Genomic DNA, 17,963 nt, shown 5'->3' with positions numbered 1-17,963 from the left:
GACCTAGACTGAGCGATCGTGTCCTTCCCTGAAACCACTCCTGACCTCGTCGTCGTCGGCTCCGGCCTCTTCGGCCTGACCATCGCCGAGCGCGCCGCCTCCGAGCTGGACAAGAAGGTGCTCATCATCGAGCGCCGCCACCACATCGGTGGCAACGCCTACTCCGAGTTCGACGAGGAGACCGGCATCGAGGTGCACAAGTACGGCACCCACCTCTTCCACACCTCCAACGAGAAGGTGTGGGACTACGTGCGTAGGTTCACCGACTTCACCGACTACAAGCACAAGGTCTTCGGCAAGTACAAGGGACAGGTCTACTCCCTGCCGATGAACCTGGCGCTGATCAACCAGTTCTTCGGGAAGTCGCACACCCCCGACGAGGCGCGGGCGCTGATCGCCGAGCAGGCCAGCGAGTTCAAGACCGACGAGGCCCAGAACCTCGAGGAGAAGGCGATCTCGCTGATCGGCCGCCCGCTCTACGAGGCCTTCATCAAGGGCTACACCGCCAAGCAGTGGGAGAAGGACCCCAAGGAGCTCTCGCCTGACATCATCACGCGCCTCCCGGTCCGCTACACCTTCGACAACCGCTACTTCAACGACAAGTACGAGGGTCTGCCGGTCGACGGCTACACCGCGTGGCTGGAGCGGATGGCCGACCACCCGAACATCACGGTCATGCTCGACACCGACTTCTTCACCGTGGTCGACGACTACAAGGGCAAGGTCCCGATCGTCTACACCGGCCCGGTCGACGAGTACTTCGACTTCTCCGCCGGCAAGCTCTCCTGGCGCACCGTCGACCTCGAGTCCGAGATCCTCGACGTCGACGACTACCAGGGCACCGGCGTGGTGAACGCCAACGACCCCGAGGTCCCGTTCACCCGGGAGCTGGAGTTCAAGCATCTCCACCCCGAGCGCGCCGACCGCTACAAGCCGGGCAAGACGGTCGTGGTGAAGGAGTACAGCCGCTTCGCCCAGGAGGGCGACGAGCCGTACTACCCGATCAACACCGCCGACAACCGCGAGAAGATCCTGGTCTACCGCGACCTGGCCAAGAAGGAGCCGATGGTGCTCTTCGGTGGCCGACTCGGCACCTACAAGTACCTCGACATGCACATGGCGATCGCGTCCGCGCTCACCATGTTCGAGAACAAGCTCCGTCCCCACTTCGAGGACGGCACCCCGCTCACCTCCGGAGGCGTTGACGAATGAGCGTGACCCGACTGCTCCAGCGGCAGATCCTGCCCCTGGACCGTGACTCCGACGTGATCCCGCTCTACGTCGACAACCAGGCTGCCATCCTCGACGCCGACAAGTACGAGGTCGGCTCCGACAAGACGGCCCAGGCGCTGAACAACGCCCAGATCCGCCAGTCGATCAACGACGGCACCCAGATCCACCCCGACCAGATCGAGTCGCGTACGTCGCTGCGGATCCTGAAGAGCGAGCGGCTCTCGCTCGGGACGTACTTCAACGCGTTCCCGGCCAGCTACTGGCGTCGGCACACCGTGGTCACCGACGTGAAGCTGACCGTCGCGCTCCAGGGCCGCGGCGCGAGCGTCATCGTCTACAAGTCGATGGCCAACGGCCGCTCCCAGCGGGTCGACGCCGCGGACACCGGCACCAACCCCGAGGGCACCTTCACCTTCGACCTGCCGCTGAAGCCGTTCGTCGACGGCGGCTGGTACTGGTACGACGTCGTCGCCTCCGACGAGGACGCCGTCATCACCTCGGCCGAGTGGACCGCGGAGGTCCCCGACGACCGTGCCGAGCACGGCACCGTCGACGTCTGCGTCACCACGATGAACAAGCCCGACTTCTGCGCCAAGCTGCTCGCGCAGATGGGCGAGGACGAGGCGCTGCGCCCCTACCTCGACACCGTCTTCGTGATGGAGCAGGGCACCAAGAAGGTCGCCGACGACGTCGAGTTCCCCGCGGCCGAGAAGGCGCTTGGCCAAGAAAATGGACAGAGCCTGCTGCACATCATCGAGCAGGGCAACCTGGGTGGCTCCGGCGGCTACGCGCGTGGTCAGCTCGAGTCGCTGCGCAAGGGCACCGCGACGTACGCCCTGATGATGGACGACGACGTCGTCTGCGAGCCCGAGGGCATCATCCGCGCGATCACCTTCGGTGACCTCGCGAAGCGGCCGACCATCGTCGGCGGCCACATGTTCTCGCTCTACGCCAAGTCCCGCCTGCACTCCTACGGCGAGATCGTCCAGCCGTGGCGCTTCTGGTGGCAGTCGGCTCCCGGCGTCTACGGCGACTGGGACTTCGGTGCCCGCAACCTGCGCTCGACCCGCTGGCTGCACAAGCGCGTCGACGTGGACTTCAACGGCTGGTTCATGTGCCTGATCCCGCGCAAGGTGATCGAGGAGATCGGGCTCTCGCTGCCGGTCTTCATCAAGTGGGACGACTCCGAGTACGGCCTGCGCGCCAAGGCAGCCGGCTTCCCAACCGTGTCGTTCCCCGGTGCGGCCGTCTGGCACGTCCCGTGGACCGACAAGAACGACGCGCTCGACTGGCAGTCCTACTTCCACCAGCGCAACCGCTTCGTCGCTGCCCTGCTGCACTCGATCTACGACGACGGCGGCCGGATGGTCACCGAGTCGTTCTCCCACCAGATCAAGCACCTGGTCTCGATGCAGTACTCGACGGTCCGGCTGCGCCACCAGGCGCTGCTCGACGTGCTCGCCGGCCCCGAGAAGCTTCACGAGACCCTCGCGACCCAGCTTCCCGCCGTACGCGCGATGGTCAAGGAGTTCCCGGACGCGCAGCTCAAGGCCGACCGTGACGAGTTCCCGCCCGTGCGCCGTCACAAGCCGCCGCGCAAGGGCAAGGAGGACACCGAGGTCCCGACCAACCGCGAGGTCAAGATCGCCGCGCTCAAGGCGCCGATCCGGCAGCTCATGAAGCCGCGCAAGCTCTCCACGGAGTTCCCCGAGGCCGAGCTCGCCGCGATGGACAACCAGTGGTACCGGATCACCAAGTACGACAGCGCCATCGTGTCGATGAACGACCAGCAGGGTGCTGCCTTCTACCGCCGCGACAAGAAGCTCTTCAACCAGATGCTGCGCGACACCATCAAGATCCACCGTCAGCTCAAGCGTCGCTGGCCCCAGCTGGCCGAGGAGTACCGCTCCAAGCTCGGTGAGTTCACCTCGCCCGAGGCCTGGGAGAAGACCTTCGAGCCGTGGCAGGTCACTGAGGAGAAGGGGACCGATGGCAACCGGAGTTGATGAACGCCCCGTACGGATCGTCGACGCTCCGCTGGCACCCCCGGCGGAGAACCTCGGCCTGCTCTCGGTCTTCAAGCGCCGTTACCTCCTCAAGCTGCTCGTGCAGCGGGAGATCAGCGGTCGCTACTCCAACTCGATCCTCGGGGTCTTCTGGTCCTACATCAACCCGCTGACGCAGTTCTGTGTCTACTGGCTGTTCATGGGCAAGATCATGGGGATGTCCGACGCCAAGGGCATGGAGAACTACCCGATCCACCTCTTTGCCGGGTTGGTGATCGTCCACTTCTTCACCGAGACCTTCGGGGCGGGCACCCGGTCGCTGATGGGCAACAAGGGCCTGCTGAAGAAGATGGCGATGCCGAAGGAGATGTTCCCGGTCGCCTCGATGCTGGTCTCGCTCTACCACCTGGTGCCGGCGACGATCATCCTGTTGGTCGTGTGCCTGTTCAGCGGGTGGACGCCGTCCTGGGAGACGGTGCCCGCGTTCCTGCTGGCGCTCGGCATCGTGATGGCGCTCGGCACCGCACTGGCGCTGGTGTTCAGCCTGGCCAACGTCTTCTTCCGGGACTTCGGCAGCGCAGTCAACATCTTGACCAACTACATCCGGTTCGGCGTACCCATGATGTACCCGTTCACGTTGATCGAGGGTGCCCTCGGCGACAAGTCCTGGATCTACCTGCTCAACCCGATCGCCGATGCGGTGCTGCTTTTCCAGCAGGCCTTCTGGGTCGGCGCGACCCCTGACCCCGAGGTGTCCGCTGCCACGCTGCCCGATGACCTGTGGCTGTGGGGCCTGGGCGCGCTCGGCGTCTCGCTGGCCCTGCTGGTGATCGCCCAGCTGATCTTCAGCAAGCACGAGAACAAGATCCCGGAGCGCCTGACGTGACCCTTCGACAAGCTCAGGACACCGCCGCAGACTCGATCGTGGTGGACGGAGTCACCAAGAACTTCACGCTCCGCTACCACCGCAGCATCAAGGACATCACCGTCGCCAAGATGAAGGGGCGGGCGGTCTCCAACACGTTCAAGGCGCTCGACGACGTCACCTTCACGATCAAGCAGGGCGAGTCGGTCGGGCTCATGGGGCTCAACGGCTCCGGCAAGTCGACGCTGCTGAAGCTGATCAGCGGCGTGATGCGCCCGGACCACGGTGTGGTGAAGACGCGCGGCCAGATCGCCGGCCTGATCGCGACCGGTGCCGGGTTCCACCCGCAGCTGTCCGGCCGCGAGAACATCTTCCTCAACGCGGCGATCTATGGGCTCTCGGCCGAGGAGACCGCTGAGATCTACGACGACGTGGTGAAGTTCGCCGAGCTCGGCGACCATCTCAACTCTCCGGTCGGCAACTACTCCTCGGGGCAGTACTCGCGCCTGGGGTTCTCGGTCGCCGTCCACATCGACTCCGACATCTTCCTCGCCGACGAGGTCCTCGCCGTCGGCGACAAGCCCTTCAAGAAGAAGTGCATGGAGAAGATGGAGGAGATCCGCGACAGCGGCCGGACCGTGGTCTACGTCAGCCACGCCGCCGGCTCGGTCAAGCGGATGTGCGATCGCGTCATCTGCCTGGAGAGCGGCCGGCTCGTCTTCGACGGCGACGTCGACGAGGGCATCGAGTTCCTCCACTACGGTGAGGACGACGGCAAGGGCTCGGCGGCGCAGAAGCGGCTCGACGCCGCGGACAGTGCCCTCGGCGCGGAAGTCTGATCCGGAAGCGAAGCCCGGGAGGAATTACAAATCTGTAGTTCCTCCCGGGCTCTTCCCTTTGCCTGTGGCTGATGTGAAAGATGTTCCCTGGTGTTACGGAACCAGGGGGATCCACACATGTTTTCGCAGGACGGGCACGAGGAGCCGAGCGACGTTCAGCGCGCTCGCTCTCGCTACGTCGTCTCGACCCAGCAGCTGCTCGTGCTCGGGGTCGTCATGGCGGCGCTGGTCCCGGCGAGCACCGTTGTCGACCTGAGAGTGGTCCACCCGGGCGAGGTCCCGGTGTCGGGCGCTCCGGCGGCCATGTCAGCGGCGGCGGAGGTGCCGGCGGACACGGTCGAGGCCCACCGCGAGGAGATCTCGCTGACCGCGCCTCCGGCCAAGGGCCGCGATTCCGGGCGCGGTTCCGTCGGCCGGCTCACCGCCGAGGCGAAGAGGTCCGCGCCCCGCGACGACGAGATCACGGTGACCAGCCTGCCGCAGCCGGTGGACGGCTTCGGGACGGTCGGGCTCACCTGGTCGCCCGGTTCGGTCGTCCCGGAGGACGCCGTCGGGGCCGACGTACGAACGCTGGTGGACGGGACCTGGAGCGACTGGCAGGCGCTGGACGTCCACATCGACGACCACGCCCCCGACCCGGCCTCTGCGGAGGCCGGCGGTGCCCGGCCGGGCACCATGGAAGCGATCGTCGGCGAGGTCGACGAGGTGCAGACGAGGCTGCGTCTGACCGGTGCGCAGGTGCCCGCCGACCTCAGGCTGGCCGTGATCACGCCCGGCGAGACGGTGCCGACCCGACGCGAGTCGCCCGAGATCGACCCCGCGGAGGACGACGCCCCGGAGCCGGCCGAGAGCGCGGGGGAGGAGGGGGACGTCGAGGGCGCGCAGGAGGGTGAGGCGGCGACCCTGTCGGCAGCGGCGTACACCGCCAAGCCCAGCATCTTCAGCCGCCGCCAGTGGGGTGCCGACGAGGGCGTACGCGAAGCCGGGCCGCCCGACTACCATGAGGTCCGAGGCGGGTTCGTGCACCACACCGTGAACACGAACTCCTACACGCAGGCGCAGGTGCCGGGGATCATCCGGAGCATCTACACCTACCACGTGCGGAGCCGTGGCTGGCGCGACCTCGGCTACAACTTCCTGATCGACAAGTTCGGACGCATCTGGGAGGGCCGCTACGGCGGCGTCGACCGTCCCGTCGTGGGGGCTCACACGTCGGGCTACAACAGCTATGGCTTCGGCGCCTCCGCGATCGGCAACTTCGACAAGGTCGCGCCGCCGACGGCGCTGGTGAACGCCTTCGGCTCGCTGTTCGCATGGAAGCTGTCGCTGCACGGGGTGCGCGGCAACAAAGGCTCGACCCGGATGGGCGACGGCACCTTCTCGCACGCCATCATGGGCCACCGTGACGCCGGCTCCACCGCATGCCCGGGCCGCTACCTGTACGCCAAGCTGAGCACGATCCGCTCGCAGGCAGGTGCCAAGCAGGCGGGCTGGGCCGCGCGCGAGCTGCAGTCGCAGATCAGCGGTCAGGGCTATCCCGACCTGGTCGCTCGGCGCTCCTCCGACAAACGGATCGTCGTGCTCCGCACCGACGGCAACGCCCGCTTCGGTACGCCGCGGGCGACCAACCTGATCGCGGGCACGTCGGCGACGTTGATGAACGCCGGTGACTGGGACCGCGACGGCGACGGCGACATCCTGATCCGTCACACCGACGGCACGATCCGGCTCAACCGGGGCAACGGCACCGAGACCTTCGCGACCGGTGTCACCATCGGGCGCGGCTTCGAGTCGGTCTCGGTCCTCGACGTCGTCAGCGACATCACCGGAGACGGCTGGCCGGACCTCGTCGGCAAGCACCCCAACGGCGAGATCCGGGTGTGGCCGGGTCGAGGGACCGGCACGCTGGGCGCCTCCTACGCGATGCGCAGCGGAGTGGGCGGAGCCAGCCAGGCGATCGGCGCAGGCCGCTTCTACGCCGACGACGGCTCGCCGGAGGTGATCTTCAAGGTCTCCACCAAGCTGCTGACCTTTCGCACCAACGGACCCGGTGGCCTGACGACCTACTCCGACGCCGGCATCGACACCAGCGCCTTCGACTTCATCCTCGCGACCAAGGATCTGCGTGGCGCTGCCACCGGCGGCGACCTGCTGCTCCGTCGCAAGTCCGACGGGATGTGGTTCGCCTACGAGCACAACCAGAGCGGCGGCTGGGACCGGAAGACCCAGATGGGTGTGGTCCGGGGCTACGACCAGGTCGGTTAGCGCGTTGCGCGTTCGCTCGAGGCGATGGCAGCCAGTCGCTCCTCGGTCGCGTTGGCGACCAGCACCAGCGACCCGCCACCGACGAGCACACCGGCCAGGAGTGCCGCACCGCCGGGCGAGGCCGGTGCGACGGTGGAGAGCAGTCGAAGGTCCCTCCCGTCGCCTCCGAACAGGTTCGCGTGAGTGGTCTCGACTCCCTCCCACGACGTGGCGGCGTCGTCCGGGGCCGGCGGGTCCCAGGGGGTGAAGGCATCCGGCTGCCCCCAGACCTCGATGCCGACATCGTGGACGCCTTGGGGGAGCGGGTCGGCGAAACGTACGCCGAACGGCAGCAGGGAGCAGGCCAGCGTCGGCCGCTTGCCGGCATCGTCCGCCCAGCTCGACAGGGTCTCGGGTCCGCACACGACGGCGTCGGGGCTCCCGGCGTCGGTCACCACGAGGCCGGTGTTCCAGGCGGCGCCGAGGAAGACCGTGGCCAGCCAGTGGGCGGGCAGATCGACGCGGATGCTGTCGCCGCGCTCGAGGCCGTGCTCGTCGACGAGCAGGCCGGAGGCCTTGGCCACCCAGTTGGCGTAGGTCGTGGTCGACAGCTCCTGGCGCTCGCCGCTCGCTTCGTCGTAGAAGGTCACGAACGGACCGCCCGGGTCTGTGCGAAGGGCTTGGGCGAGGGCCTCGGGGTACGTTCGTGCGGAGCTGCTCACACTGGAACCCTAAGGTGTGCGGCATGACGTTTTGGGCAGTGGTCCCCGCTGGTGGTGCAGGCACGCGGCTGTGGCCGCTCTCGCGGTCCTCGGAGCCGAAGTTCCTGCGCGACCTGACCGGCCACGGACGTACGCTCCTGCAGGAGACCTATGACCGTCTCCAGCCCGTCTCGGACGGCATCATGGTGGTGACGGGTGCGGTTCACGAGCGTGCGGTGTGCGAGCAGCTGCCTGAGGTGCCGCACGACGCGATCCTGGCCGAGCCGAGCGGGCGCGACTCGATGGCCGCGATCGGTCTGGCCGCCGCCTTCCTCGAGCGGCGCGACCCGGGGGCGGTGATGGGCTCCTTCGCCGCGGACCACGTGATCCGCAACGTCGACAACTTCCACGACACCGTACGCAGCGCCGCGGCCGTCGCTGCCGATGGCTGGCTGGTGACGATCGGGATCTCGCCGACCTTCGCCTCGACTGCGTTCGGCTACATCGCCGAGGGCAAGCCGTTGGTCGGCCACCGGGGCGCCTACCTGGTCGACGAGTTCGTCGAGAAGCCGTCGGCAGAAGTCGCTGCGGGCTATCTCGCGACCGGCCGCTACCGCTGGAACGCCGGGATGTTCGTGGTCCGCCCGACGGTCCTCCTCGACCTGCTGGCGGAGTCGGACCCCGGCTTCGCCGACCGGTTGCGGACCATCGCCGCCGAGCCGTCGCGGCTCGAGGAGCTGTGGGAGACGCTGCCGAAGATCGCGGTCGACCACGCGGTCGCGGAGCCCGCCGCCGCTGCGGGGAAGGTCGCCACGGTGCCTGCCGACCTCGGCTGGGACGACATCGGCGACTTCGACTCGCTCGCGACGCTGCTCCAGGCCGCCGCCACCGCCTCGCCCGAGGGCCCCACGATCCTCGGTGACGCCTCGCTCGTCCACGCCCTCGACTCCACCGGCCTGGTCGTGCCCCACTCCGGCCGCACGATCGCCCTGATCGGCCTCGACGACATCGTGGTCGTCGACACCGACGATGCCGTCCTGGTCACCACCCGCGCTCACGCGCAGCAGGTCAAGAAGATCGTCGCCGCGCTCAAGGACTCCGACCGCACCGACCTCACCTGAAACGCCCGTCGGTCGAGCCGCCGGAGCCGCTAGGCGAAGGCGTGTCGAGACCAACACGATCCCATCGAGCGCGGGAGGGGACTGTGTTGGTCTCGAGCCAGCGGAACGTGAGACGGCCGCCTCCCGTTCGGGAGGCGGCCGTCCGTACGTCCGGGAGAACCAGATCACATGGCCTGGGGCTCCGGGGTGTCGGTGTAGGGGTAGGTGGTCATGAAGTCCTTGACCGCCTCGCCGGAGACGCCCTCGCAGTACTGGAAGACGCCCTTCTGGGTGGAGGCCTCGGTCGGGTTGGCCGGGTCTGCGTACCAGTGGGTCATGGCGATGTGGGTGCCATCGGGGAACTCGGTCTTCTTGTCGCCGGCGACCGCGGTCTCCTTGGCGTCGGCAGCGGTCCACGGGGCCGCGATGAACTTGTAGCGGAAGTTGGAGGTGCCGGCGAACTTGTCACCGATCACGCGCAGCAGATCCAGCTCGTCCTCGGAGACGGTCTCGTCGTACCAGACGATCGTGTAGCCGTGCTCGAGGTTGTGCACCAGCGCCTCGAGGTCGGGGCGGTCGTCAGCGGAGTAGAACTTGCGCGACATGTCCGCCGGAGCGACGTTCGCCTCGTTCCAGTGCGGACCGAAGGCCGGGGGAGCAGTGGTGTAGGTCTGCTCGGTGCCGGTGGCGATGTGATTCTGGTTGCCGTCGGCCTTGGTCTCGAAGACCTTCTGGCAGCCGGCGGCCTTCGCGCTCTTCCCGATGTCCTGGAGTGCGACGTCGTCGTACTTGCTCTCCTTGAAGAACCCGGTGATCGGTTTCCACGCGGCGGCACCCACCATCAGCACCGCGATGACGAGGCAGACACCGATGATCGCCGCACCGCGGACACGCTCGGCGCGACCCTGCTTCTTGCGGATGTCATTGATGACCGCACGGCGGTCCTTGTTGAGCGACTTGTTGGCCACTGTCGGCTTACCTCGGGTCTCTGGTCGGGACGCGCAGATTCTAGGTGGTCAGTGGTTGCAGATGGGAAGTCGCCCCGTGATTGATGTCATCGCGCTCGCATCGCCAGCCGTGCGCGAAAGCCAGCGCTGCGATCACCGCGGGGTCGACTCCCGCCACCCGAAGGCCGCCCTCGTGGGGCACGGGGGAGGTCCCGGTCACCTCGGTGACGGCCGCGGAGAGCTCCTCGACGCTCGCCGGGGCTCCGAACGGAGCCTGGTCCTCGGTGGCACCCTTGAGAGCGCGTACGACGGCCTCCCTGGCCCCGAAGCCGAAGAAGTCCGACCCCTCGGGGCGGATGAGTGCGCTCGCTCCCGGCCCGTCGTCACCGGGCTCGCGGACCAGGTCGGCCCGGCCTCGCAGGATCGCGAACGGCCGCGCGCCCAGCTTGCCCTGGGAGATCTCGGCCGCCGAGGCGATCTCGTCGACGACGGCGGGGGCGGTGACGACGAGGTCGTTGCCGTAGGCGTCGACCTGGCCGGCGAAGCTCTCCAGCACCTCGAGCCCGGCAGCGCCGATGGCGATGTCGGTCTGTCCGTCGCGCCAAGCGCGTCCGGCGGTGTCGGTGATGATCACGCCGACGTTCGCGCCGGTGCGGTCGCGGAGCGTGGCGCGCAGGGCATGCGCGGAGGCGTCGGGGTCCAGCGGAAGCAGCACGATGTGGCCGGCCTCGACGTTGGAGGCGTCGATCCCGGCAGCGGCCATCGTCAGCCCGAGCCGGCTGCGCACGATCTGGGTCGGCCCCCGTCGGGCCACCACCCGCGTCGTCTCTCCAGGGAGCGCGTCGTCCCGGTTGCCCTCCCGCACCTGGCCCTCGGCCTTGGAGACGACCTTCGAGGTGACCACGACGATGTCGCCGTCGACCAGCGGGGACTCCAGGGCGTCGAGGAGCAGGGCGGCGAGATCGTCGCCCTTACGAACCTCGGGTACGCCGTCAGGGGCGGTGACGGTGATGCCCTGCCCGTTCATGGCGCTCGTCGTGGGCCCCGTCATCGGGCGACCAGCTCTACCGCGGCGGCGGCGATGTCGGCCGTCGCGTCCTCGGAGGACATCCACAGCGGGACAGCGGCCGCCTTCAGCCCCGACTCGGTGAGCGCGGGGACCGCGGCGGCGTCAGCAGTGTCGACGAGCCAGCCGTCGAGGACCCCGCCGGAGCCTCGTTTCCCGTAGTGCAGCCCGACCCCGGCGGCGGTCGCGTCCACGCCGATCGCCGCGAGCATCTGCTCCGCCATGCCGCGTACGTGATGACCGCTGATGATCGGCGAGATCCCCACCACCGGGGCCGAGGTGGCGACCAGGCCCTCCCGGATCCCCGGCACACCGAGGATGGTCCCGATCGAGACGACCGGGTTGGACGGTGGCACGATCACCAGGTCGGACTTCAGCAGCGCGTCCATCACCCCCGGGCCCGGCTTCGACTCGTCCTGCCCCACGAAGATGAGCTTCTCGACGGGTACGCCGGCCCGCAGGCGTACCCAGTACTCCTGGAAATGGACGACGGAGAGTCCGCTGGGTGAATCTTCGTCCTTGACCGCCACATGGGTCTCGACTCGATCGTCGGTCATCGGCAGCAGTCGCACCCGCTCGCCCCATACCGGCTTCAGCCACCGCTCGCACAACGCCTCGGTGACCTGCGACAACGAGAACCCGGCCTCGAGCATCTGGGTGCGGACGAGGTGGGTGGCGATGTCGCGGTCGCCGAGCCCGAACCAGGTGCCGGGCACCCCGTAGGCCTCGAGCTCCTCCTTGATGGACCAGGTCTCGGCCTTGCGGCCCCAGCCGCGGTCGTGGTCGAATCCGTTGCCAAGGGTGTACATCACCGTGTCGAGGTCGGGGCAGACCTTGACGCCGTGCATCCACAGATCGTCGGCGGTATTGGCGATCACGGTGATCCGGGCATCGCGTTCGATGCCCGGGACGCGGCCGGTGGAGATGCCGTGGAGGAGCCCGGAGATGAACTTCGAGCCACCATGGCCGCCGGAGAGAACGGTGATGTCGCGCATGGTCCTAGCCTCTCAGACGAGGGCCAGCACCCCTGCTCCAGCCGGTACGGAAAGCCTGTGTTAATACGGCCCTAGCAGATTTGAGGGTTGACTTGTGGCACCGACAGGCATGTAATTTCATCAGTGTCATTCGAAACGGAACCGGGAAACCGAGGCGGTGGAGACAGTGCTCAGGAGTCTCGGGAAAGTTTCGGCAAGGGGACTGCATCAAAAAAGCGGCCTAGGTCGTAACTAGAGGCAGTACCCGAAAAAACGGGGGGATCGGTTACCTGCCGATGGCGTGAGGTGACTGGCCCGAGATCGGGTCACGGTCCCAAAATTAGCTGAATAGGGTCGAAAGGTCGGATAGACGATGAGAGAGCTGTTTCTCCTCGAGCCGGACACCGACGAAGGGGGCTGGCAGGAGCGCGCCCTGTGCGCGCAGACGGATCCGGAGGCGTTCTTCCCTGAAAAGGGTGGATCGACTCGGGAAGCCAAGAAGGTCTGCCAGACCTGCGAGGTGCGCCAGGATTGCCTTGAGTCTGCTCTGGGCAACGACGAGCGCTTCGGAATCTGGGGTGGACTCTCCGAACGGGAGCGCCGCAAGCTGAAGAAGCGTGCAGTTTGAGCCTGTGACCTCGCGAGGAACGAGCGAGGTCACAACGCGAAAAGATCGAGCGAGCGCAACGCCTGAGCTTGCGAAGGCGTGAAGCGGGTCGAGATCTACTTGAAGTGGCAACCAAGCACGAGCCAGCAAGGCCCGGACCGTCAAGGTCCGGGCCTGCTGTCTATTTATGCCCTCGGGGATATGGCCGATCGCTCGACAGGTCCATTCGGTCTATCACCAGATGGGCACTAGGGTTGCCGATCGTGCAAGCGTCGGTCGCCCTCGTCCTCGTCTCTCATAACGGCGCCGGCTGGCTTCCGACCGTCATCGACGGGATCCGGAACCAGCAGGCTCCGGTGAGCTTTGCCGTCACGATCGACACCGGCTCGACCGACAGGTCGGTCGAAATCCTCGAGGACACCTTCGCCCAGGTGGTCAAGATGCCGGCGTCGACCACCTTCGCCGACGCGGCGAACGAAGCGCTGGCGATCCTCCACCAGGCGGCCCAGCCGCCGGAGTGGATCTGGTTCCTCCACGACGACTCCACCCCCGATCCGCACGCGCTCGCGACCCTGCTCAACGCCGCCGAGGAATACCCGGAGGCCGACATCCTCGGCCCCAAGATCCGGGAGTGGCCCTCGCTGCGCCGGATGCTCGAGCTCGGTGTCTCGATCTCGGTCACCGGAAATCGGGAGACCGGCCTGGAGCGCGGCGAGTACGACCAGGGACAGCACGACGAGGTACGCCGCGTCCTGGCCGTCAACACCGCCGGCATGCTGATCCGCCGCGAGGTCCTCGAGTACCTGGGCGGCTTCGACAAGCACCTCCCTGTCCTCGGCACCGACATGGACCTGGGCTGGCGGGCCGCCAACGCCGGCTTCACCACCATCGCCGTCCCGGACGCGGTCGTCTTCCACGTGGAGGCGGCCCACCGCGGCGTACGCAAGACGCAGCTGACCGGTCGCCGGATCCACTATCAGGAGCGACGGGCCGCGCTCTACACCCTGCTGGTCAACAGCCGGCCGGGGACGTTGGCCCTGTGGATGGTCCGGTTCTTCTTCCAGACCCTGTGGCGGATGCTCGGCTTCATCCTCGTGCGTGACCCCGGGGCGGCGCTCGACGACCTGGGCGCGCTCGGCTGGATCTACGGTCACACCGGTCAGATCGTGCTTGCCAAACGACGGCGCCGGAAGCAGGCGCACGCCGACAAGGACGTGGTCAAGGCGCTGCTGCCTCCGCCGTGGCTGCCGTACCGGCACGGTCTCGACTTCGTCTCCGACGTCGCCAACGCGGTCACCCAGCAGGCATCCGACATCGCCGAGCGGCGCCAGATGGCGCAGGCGGAGGCCGATCCGGCCTCCTTCGCCGCCAAGCGGCAGGCCGATCGGGCCCAGCTGGAAGAGGACGAGATCCCGGCCGAGACCGGGTGGCTGGTGCGCCTGTTCACCAATCCGGTCGCGGTGCTCCTGGTCATCGTCGGCATCCTCGGTGTCGTCGGGGCCCGTGCGGCCCTGGGTGGCGTGGCAGGCGGCGGCCTCGGGCCGACACCGCAGAACGTGGGTGACTGGTGGCAGCTGCAGTTCGAGTCCTGGCACGCGATCTCCCAGGGCACCGGCGTGCCCGCGCCGCCGCACGTCTTCCCGCTGGCGGTCCTCGCGACGTTCCTCGGCGGCAACCCGAGCCTTGCGGTCACCGGCGTCATGCTGCTCAGCTTCCCGGTCGCGCTCGGTGGCGCGTGGCGGCTGCTCCGCGTCGTCGGCCGGCTGATCAGCCACCTCGGCGCGCCACGCTGGCTGCTGCTGTGGGGCGCGACTGCGTACGCCCTCGTTCCCTATGCCAGCGGTGCCTTCGGTGACGGCCGGATCGGTACGGTCGTCGTCGGCGCGCTGCTGCCCTGGCTCGCCCATGCCGCGCTCGGGTTCAGCGACCCTGTCGCCGACCGCCGCTGGCGGGCCGGATGGCGCACCGGCCTGCTGCTGACCGTCATCACCGCGTTCGCGCCGATGGCCTTCCTCGTCGCGGCCGTCTTCGCCGCGGTCATCTTCATCGTCGTACGCAAGCTGATGCCGGCGATCCTGCGCGACCGTGACCAGTGGGGTCCGCCCGCTGCGGCCATCGCGACGCCGATCGGCCTGCTGATCCCGTGGTGGCTGCCGCTGATCTTCTCCGGCGGCTGGGCCGGGCTGCTGCTCGACCCGGGCCGGCTGCCGGCCCCGGTCGCCGGTGGTTTCGACCTCCTCGTGGGCCGGTTGACCGGGCTCGACGGCGCCGCCCTCGGTGCCCCGTGGTGGCTGGGCCTGGCGCTGCCGCTGCTGGCGGTGCTCGCACTGATCCCGAGCCGCACCCGCATCCCGGTCCTGGTCTGCTGGATCGGCGCGGTCGCCACTGCTCTCGTGACGATGCTGCTGTCGTGGATCCCGATCCCGCTCGACGCCGGCATCGCCCGCGTGGGCTGGGGCTTCCCGCTGGTCGCCATCCAGGGCTTCGCGGTGGTCGCGGCGGTGCTGGGAGCCCAGGGTGCGATCCTCGACGGCCTGCGCGGCCTGCGGAAGGTCATGGTCGGCGTGGCCGCCGCGGCAGCGGCGGTCGGCGTGGTCGGCAGCCTCGGCTGGTTCGTCTACGCCGGCACCGGCGACCTGACCGACAACACCCGGGCCCTCGGTCACACCGGGGTGCCGTCCTACATGCTCGACCCGACCTCGACCACGCTCGGGCCCGAGGACGGCGTCCTCGTGCTGCGAGGCTCGGTCGACGAGGGCATCCGCTACGCCGTCCTCCGCAACGACGGGATCACCCTCGGCGAGGACGAGATCGCGCAGGTCGCCGGTGGCTCCGACGACCTCACCGGAGTCGTACGCCGCCTGGCGGCCGACCCCGACGACGCGGTGATCGGTGACCTGGCCGACCAGGGCGTGGCCTACATCGTGATGCCTGGGCCGGCCGACTCCTCGGTCGCCGAGGGCATCGATGCCTCCGGCTCGGTGACCCAGGCGAGCACCGTCGAGCGCTCGACCCGCGCCTGGCTGCTCGACTCCTCGCCGGGCGACCCGGGCGTGACCGAGTCGCAGTCCATCATCCGTACGATCCTGTTGGTCCTGGCCGGGATCGGGCTGTTCGTGGTCCTGGTCCTGTGCCTGCCGACGCTGGTCCAGAGGAGGGAATCGGCATGAGTCACTCGCGTGACCCCTACGACCGCTCGCAGGAGCCGCCGGCCGACGACGTCTACGGCCAGGAGCCGTGGATGCTGGACCCCTACTCCGACCCGTATGCCGGACAGACCCCAGGCCATCTGGCGCCGGAGTACACGCCCGAGCAGATCTACGCTCAGGAGCCCTACGTGCCGGGGCCGGAGACGGGGCAGATGCTGGCCCAGACCGGCTACTCGCCGGACTACCATACCGGCGAGTTCCAGGCTGCGAGCCAGCCGGACTACGAAGCCTGGCCGACCGCCGACGAGATGCGGGCGGACGAGCCGCAGGCCGAGCCGGATCGCGCCAAGGGTGGCCGGATGGCGGCTGCCGCGGCGGCAGCCGCCGCCGCGCGACCCCGGCTGCGCCGCGTACGCAAGCAGCGCGGACGCAGCCTCGACAACACCGCTCTGGTGGCATTGGGCCTGATCGCCGCGATGGCGGTGGCCCTGTTGCTCAACCGGCCCCATCAGTGGGAGCAGCCGACTCTCGCCGCGGACAGCAGCGCACCGAAGGCTGCCACGGTGGTGTGCCCCGGCAAGCCGAAGGCAGGTGCCGACCAGATCGCCGTCACCAACGCCGCCGACGGCTCCGGCGAGGTGACGTTGAGCGGTCCGGGGGCGGGCAAGGGCGCGAAGGCCACCGTCGGGTCCGGGAAGGTCACCGACGTGTCGGCCAAACCCGGCTCGGTCGTGGTGCGGGCCGGCAAGGAGGTCGCGCCCGGCCTGGTCGCCGGCCGCTCCACGATCAAGCCGCTCGCGGCGACCGGCTGCCTGCCACCGCAGGCGGAGGCCTGGTTCCCGGGCGTCGGCGCGGGCGCCACCCACAACTCGGTCCTCGAGCTCACCAACCCCAACAGCGGTGCGGCCACCGTCGACATCTCGCTCTACGACGAGAAGGGTGTCGTCGCCGTACCCGAGGATCTCCGCGGCGTCGCCATCCCCGGCAACACCACACGCACCTTCGACCTGCTGCACGTGATCCCGCGCAAGGGCGAGCTGTCCCTGAAGACCACGGTCGTACGCGGCCAGGCCGGGGTGATGGTCCGTGACCGCGCCGTCGCGCTCGAGACGCAGGCGTCGACCGAGGACTACTTCCCGGGCCAGTCGGCGCCGGCCGAGACCAACCTGCTGGTCGGCTACCCCAACAGCTCCGCGAGCCGTACCCTCACCGTCGTCAACCCGGGTGACGCCCAGGTGAGCGCGGAGCTTCGGCTGCTCACCCCGAAGAACGTGCTCACCCCGGAGGGCGCACCGGAGATCAGCGTGCCGCCCAACGGGCAGACGCAGGTCGACCTCACCAAGCTGCTCGGCAAGAACAGTGCCGACGACGCCTACGGTGTCGAGATCGTCGCCACCGGCCCGGTCAGCACCGCGATGCGCTCGGTCGACGGAGGTGACGTCGCGATCACCACGGCCACCGAGACGGTCTCGGAGGCGACCGCAGTGGTCGTCCCAGCCGGCCCCGACATCGGCAAGAAGCGCGTGGTGATCGCCGGCCCCGTCGCCAAGACCGGGAGCAGCGGCACCGTCCAGGTGATCCCGACGAACGCGAAGGGCAAGGTCCTCAAGGCCAAGTCCGTCGAGGTCGGTCCGGGCGTCGGCGCCGAGATCGAGGTCCCCGCGGAAGCGGCGCTGATCCAGCTCGTGCCCGAGGGCGTCTCAGTCAATGCGGCTGTGGTGATGAGCGGGGACGGGGATGCCGTGGTGCCGTTCCGGCCGTTGCGGTCGGAGGTGCGTACGGCGGGGGTTGCGCCAGGGTTGCCGTTGCCGGTGGAGCCGTGAGGCTGCGCGTCGGTTTCTGAGCTTTTTCGCCGCGCTTCGGTTGCTGTGTTTTTGTGGTTGGGGTTTGCCGCCGACCCGTTCTTGGAGGGTGTTCTCGACGGATCCCGGAGTAAAGGACGGCCTGCGGCCGCCGGCTGACGCCGGTCGCCTGCGGCGATCCTTGACACCGGGCTCCGCCGAGAATTTTTGGCTGGCTATCGGGTCGGCGGCAGGGGTTTGGCGCGGGGGCTTGGGTTGGTCGCGGCGTGGGAGGCGAATGAACGTTCGCTCGCCCGGGACCGGTCCGGCAGGTGGGCGTGTGGGGGATGAACGAACGTTCGTTCATTGTGTGGGGTCTGAATGAACGTTCGTTCACCGCTGAGGCCTCCCCATCCGATGGAGGCGTGGACCGGTCACCAGCCGTAGGTGA

13 protein-coding genes are annotated in these 17,963 nt (G+C 68.5%); 9 read left to right on the top strand and 4 right to left on the bottom strand.

What is annotated here, in order from left to right; translation table 11 throughout:
• Nucleotides 1-18 precede the first annotated feature (18 nt).
• The 5 genes from glf (at nucleotide 19) to IEY84_RS08175 (ending at nucleotide 7,208) form a co-directional block, all read left to right on the top strand.
• Complete coding sequence (glf, locus tag IEY84_RS08195) at nucleotides 19-1,212, top strand: UDP-galactopyranose mutase (protein WP_183544143.1); 1,194 nt, start codon at nucleotides 19-21, stop codon at nucleotides 1,210-1,212.
• Nucleotides 1,209-3,239 carry a glycosyltransferase gene (locus IEY84_RS08190; protein WP_183544141.1) on the top strand — a complete coding sequence of 677 codons (2,031 nt, stop codon included), beginning with the start codon at nucleotides 1,209-1,211 and terminating at the stop codon, nucleotides 3,237-3,239. The genes glf and IEY84_RS08190 overlap by 4 nt, the downstream gene beginning before the upstream one ends.
• A complete protein-coding gene (locus tag IEY84_RS08185; protein WP_183544121.1) occupies nucleotides 3,223-4,125 on the top strand; it encodes an ABC transporter permease in 903 nt (300 codons plus the stop codon). Before IEY84_RS08190 ends, IEY84_RS08185 begins: the two co-directional genes overlap by 17 nt.
• Nucleotides 4,122-4,943 carry an ABC transporter ATP-binding protein gene (locus tag IEY84_RS08180; RefSeq protein ID WP_183544119.1) on the top strand — a complete coding sequence of 274 codons (822 nt, stop codon included), beginning with the start codon at nucleotides 4,122-4,124 and terminating at the stop codon, nucleotides 4,941-4,943. The genes IEY84_RS08185 and IEY84_RS08180 overlap by 4 nt, the downstream gene beginning before the upstream one ends.
• A gap of 117 nt (nucleotides 4,944-5,060) precedes the next feature.
• On the top strand, nucleotides 5,061-7,208 hold the full coding sequence (locus IEY84_RS08175) for an N-acetylmuramoyl-L-alanine amidase (RefSeq protein WP_183544117.1): 2,148 nt from the start codon (nucleotides 5,061-5,063) through the stop codon (nucleotides 7,206-7,208).
• Here the strand turns inward: IEY84_RS08175 and IEY84_RS08170 are convergent.
• On the bottom strand, nucleotides 7,205-7,909 hold the full coding sequence (locus tag IEY84_RS08170) for a TIGR03089 family protein (protein ID WP_183544115.1): 705 nt from the start codon (nucleotides 7,907-7,909) through the stop codon (nucleotides 7,205-7,207). The genes IEY84_RS08175 and IEY84_RS08170 overlap by 4 nt on opposite strands.
• A gap of 23 nt (nucleotides 7,910-7,932) precedes the next feature.
• Between IEY84_RS08170 and IEY84_RS08165 the strand changes: the two genes are divergently transcribed.
• On the top strand, nucleotides 7,933-9,009 hold the full coding sequence (locus IEY84_RS08165; RefSeq protein WP_183544113.1) for a mannose-1-phosphate guanylyltransferase: 1,077 nt from the start codon (nucleotides 7,933-7,935) through the stop codon (nucleotides 9,007-9,009).
• Nucleotides 9,010-9,173: 164 nt separating this feature from the next.
• Here the strand turns inward: IEY84_RS08165 and IEY84_RS08160 are convergent, their stop codons facing one another.
• From IEY84_RS08160 to cofD, 3 genes are read right to left on the bottom strand one after another with little or no spacing between them, the layout of a single operon-like run.
• Entirely contained in the window at nucleotides 9,174-9,956 is a 783-nt protein-coding gene (locus IEY84_RS08160; protein WP_183544111.1) for a DUF3105 domain-containing protein, read from the bottom strand.
• Between the two features lie 40 nt (nucleotides 9,957-9,996).
• On the bottom strand, nucleotides 9,997-10,986 hold the full coding sequence (locus IEY84_RS08155; protein WP_229788442.1) for a coenzyme F420-0:L-glutamate ligase: 990 nt from the start codon (nucleotides 10,984-10,986) through the stop codon (nucleotides 9,997-9,999).
• Nucleotides 10,983-11,996 carry a 2-phospho-L-lactate transferase gene (gene cofD, locus IEY84_RS08150; protein ID WP_183544109.1) on the bottom strand — a complete coding sequence of 338 codons (1,014 nt, stop codon included), beginning with the start codon at nucleotides 11,994-11,996 and terminating at the stop codon, nucleotides 10,983-10,985. The genes IEY84_RS08155 and cofD overlap by 4 nt, the downstream gene beginning before the upstream one ends.
• 352 nt (nucleotides 11,997-12,348) lie before the next feature.
• Here cofD and IEY84_RS08145 point away from each other — a divergent pair, with 352 nt between their 5' ends.
• From IEY84_RS08145 to IEY84_RS08135, 3 genes are all read left to right on the top strand, one after another.
• Nucleotides 12,349-12,603 (top strand): WhiB family transcriptional regulator, encoded by a 255-nt coding sequence (locus IEY84_RS08145; protein WP_008361238.1) that lies wholly within the window; start codon nucleotides 12,349-12,351, stop codon nucleotides 12,601-12,603.
• Between the two features lie 242 nt (nucleotides 12,604-12,845).
• The gene (locus IEY84_RS08140; RefSeq protein WP_183544107.1) at nucleotides 12,846-15,752 is read left to right on the top strand and encodes a glycosyltransferase family 2 protein; all 2,907 of its coding nucleotides are present in this window, start codon (nucleotides 12,846-12,848) and stop codon (nucleotides 15,750-15,752) included.
• On the top strand, nucleotides 15,749-17,554 hold the full coding sequence (locus IEY84_RS08135) for a DUF5719 family protein (RefSeq protein ID WP_183544105.1): 1,806 nt from the start codon (nucleotides 15,749-15,751) through the stop codon (nucleotides 17,552-17,554). Before IEY84_RS08140 ends, IEY84_RS08135 begins: the two co-directional genes overlap by 4 nt.
• Nucleotides 17,555-17,963 lie beyond the last annotated feature (409 nt).

This window comes from Nocardioides albus, from assembly GCF_014648255.1.
Taxonomy (GTDB): Bacteria; Actinomycetota; Actinomycetes; order Propionibacteriales; family Nocardioidaceae; genus Nocardioides; species Nocardioides albus.
The sequence above is the reverse complement of the archived record's forward strand: the minus strand, read 5'-3'. Positions and strand labels throughout refer to the sequence as shown.

Coding starts and splice junctions, on each gene's coding strand:
- IEY84_RS08190 (WP_183544141.1), top strand. CDS start 1,209: ATGAGCGTGACCCGACTGCTCCAGCGGCAGATCCTGCCCCTGGACCGT.
- IEY84_RS08165 (WP_183544113.1), top strand. CDS start 7,933: ATGACGTTTTGGGCAGTGGTCCCCGCTGGTGGTGCAGGCACGCGGCTG.
- cofD (WP_183544109.1), bottom strand. CDS start 11,996: ATGCGCGACATCACCGTTCTCTCCGGCGGCCATGGTGGCTCGAAGTTC.
- IEY84_RS08155 (WP_229788442.1), bottom strand. CDS start 10,986: ATGACGGGGCCCACGACGAGCGCCATGAACGGGCAGGGCATCACCGTC.
- IEY84_RS08175 (WP_183544117.1), top strand. CDS start 5,061: ATGTTTTCGCAGGACGGGCACGAGGAGCCGAGCGACGTTCAGCGCGCT.
- IEY84_RS08145 (WP_008361238.1), top strand. CDS start 12,349: ATGAGAGAGCTGTTTCTCCTCGAGCCGGACACCGACGAAGGGGGCTGG.
- IEY84_RS08135 (WP_183544105.1), top strand. CDS start 15,749: ATGAGTCACTCGCGTGACCCCTACGACCGCTCGCAGGAGCCGCCGGCC.
- IEY84_RS08185 (WP_183544121.1), top strand. CDS start 3,223: ATGGCAACCGGAGTTGATGAACGCCCCGTACGGATCGTCGACGCTCCG.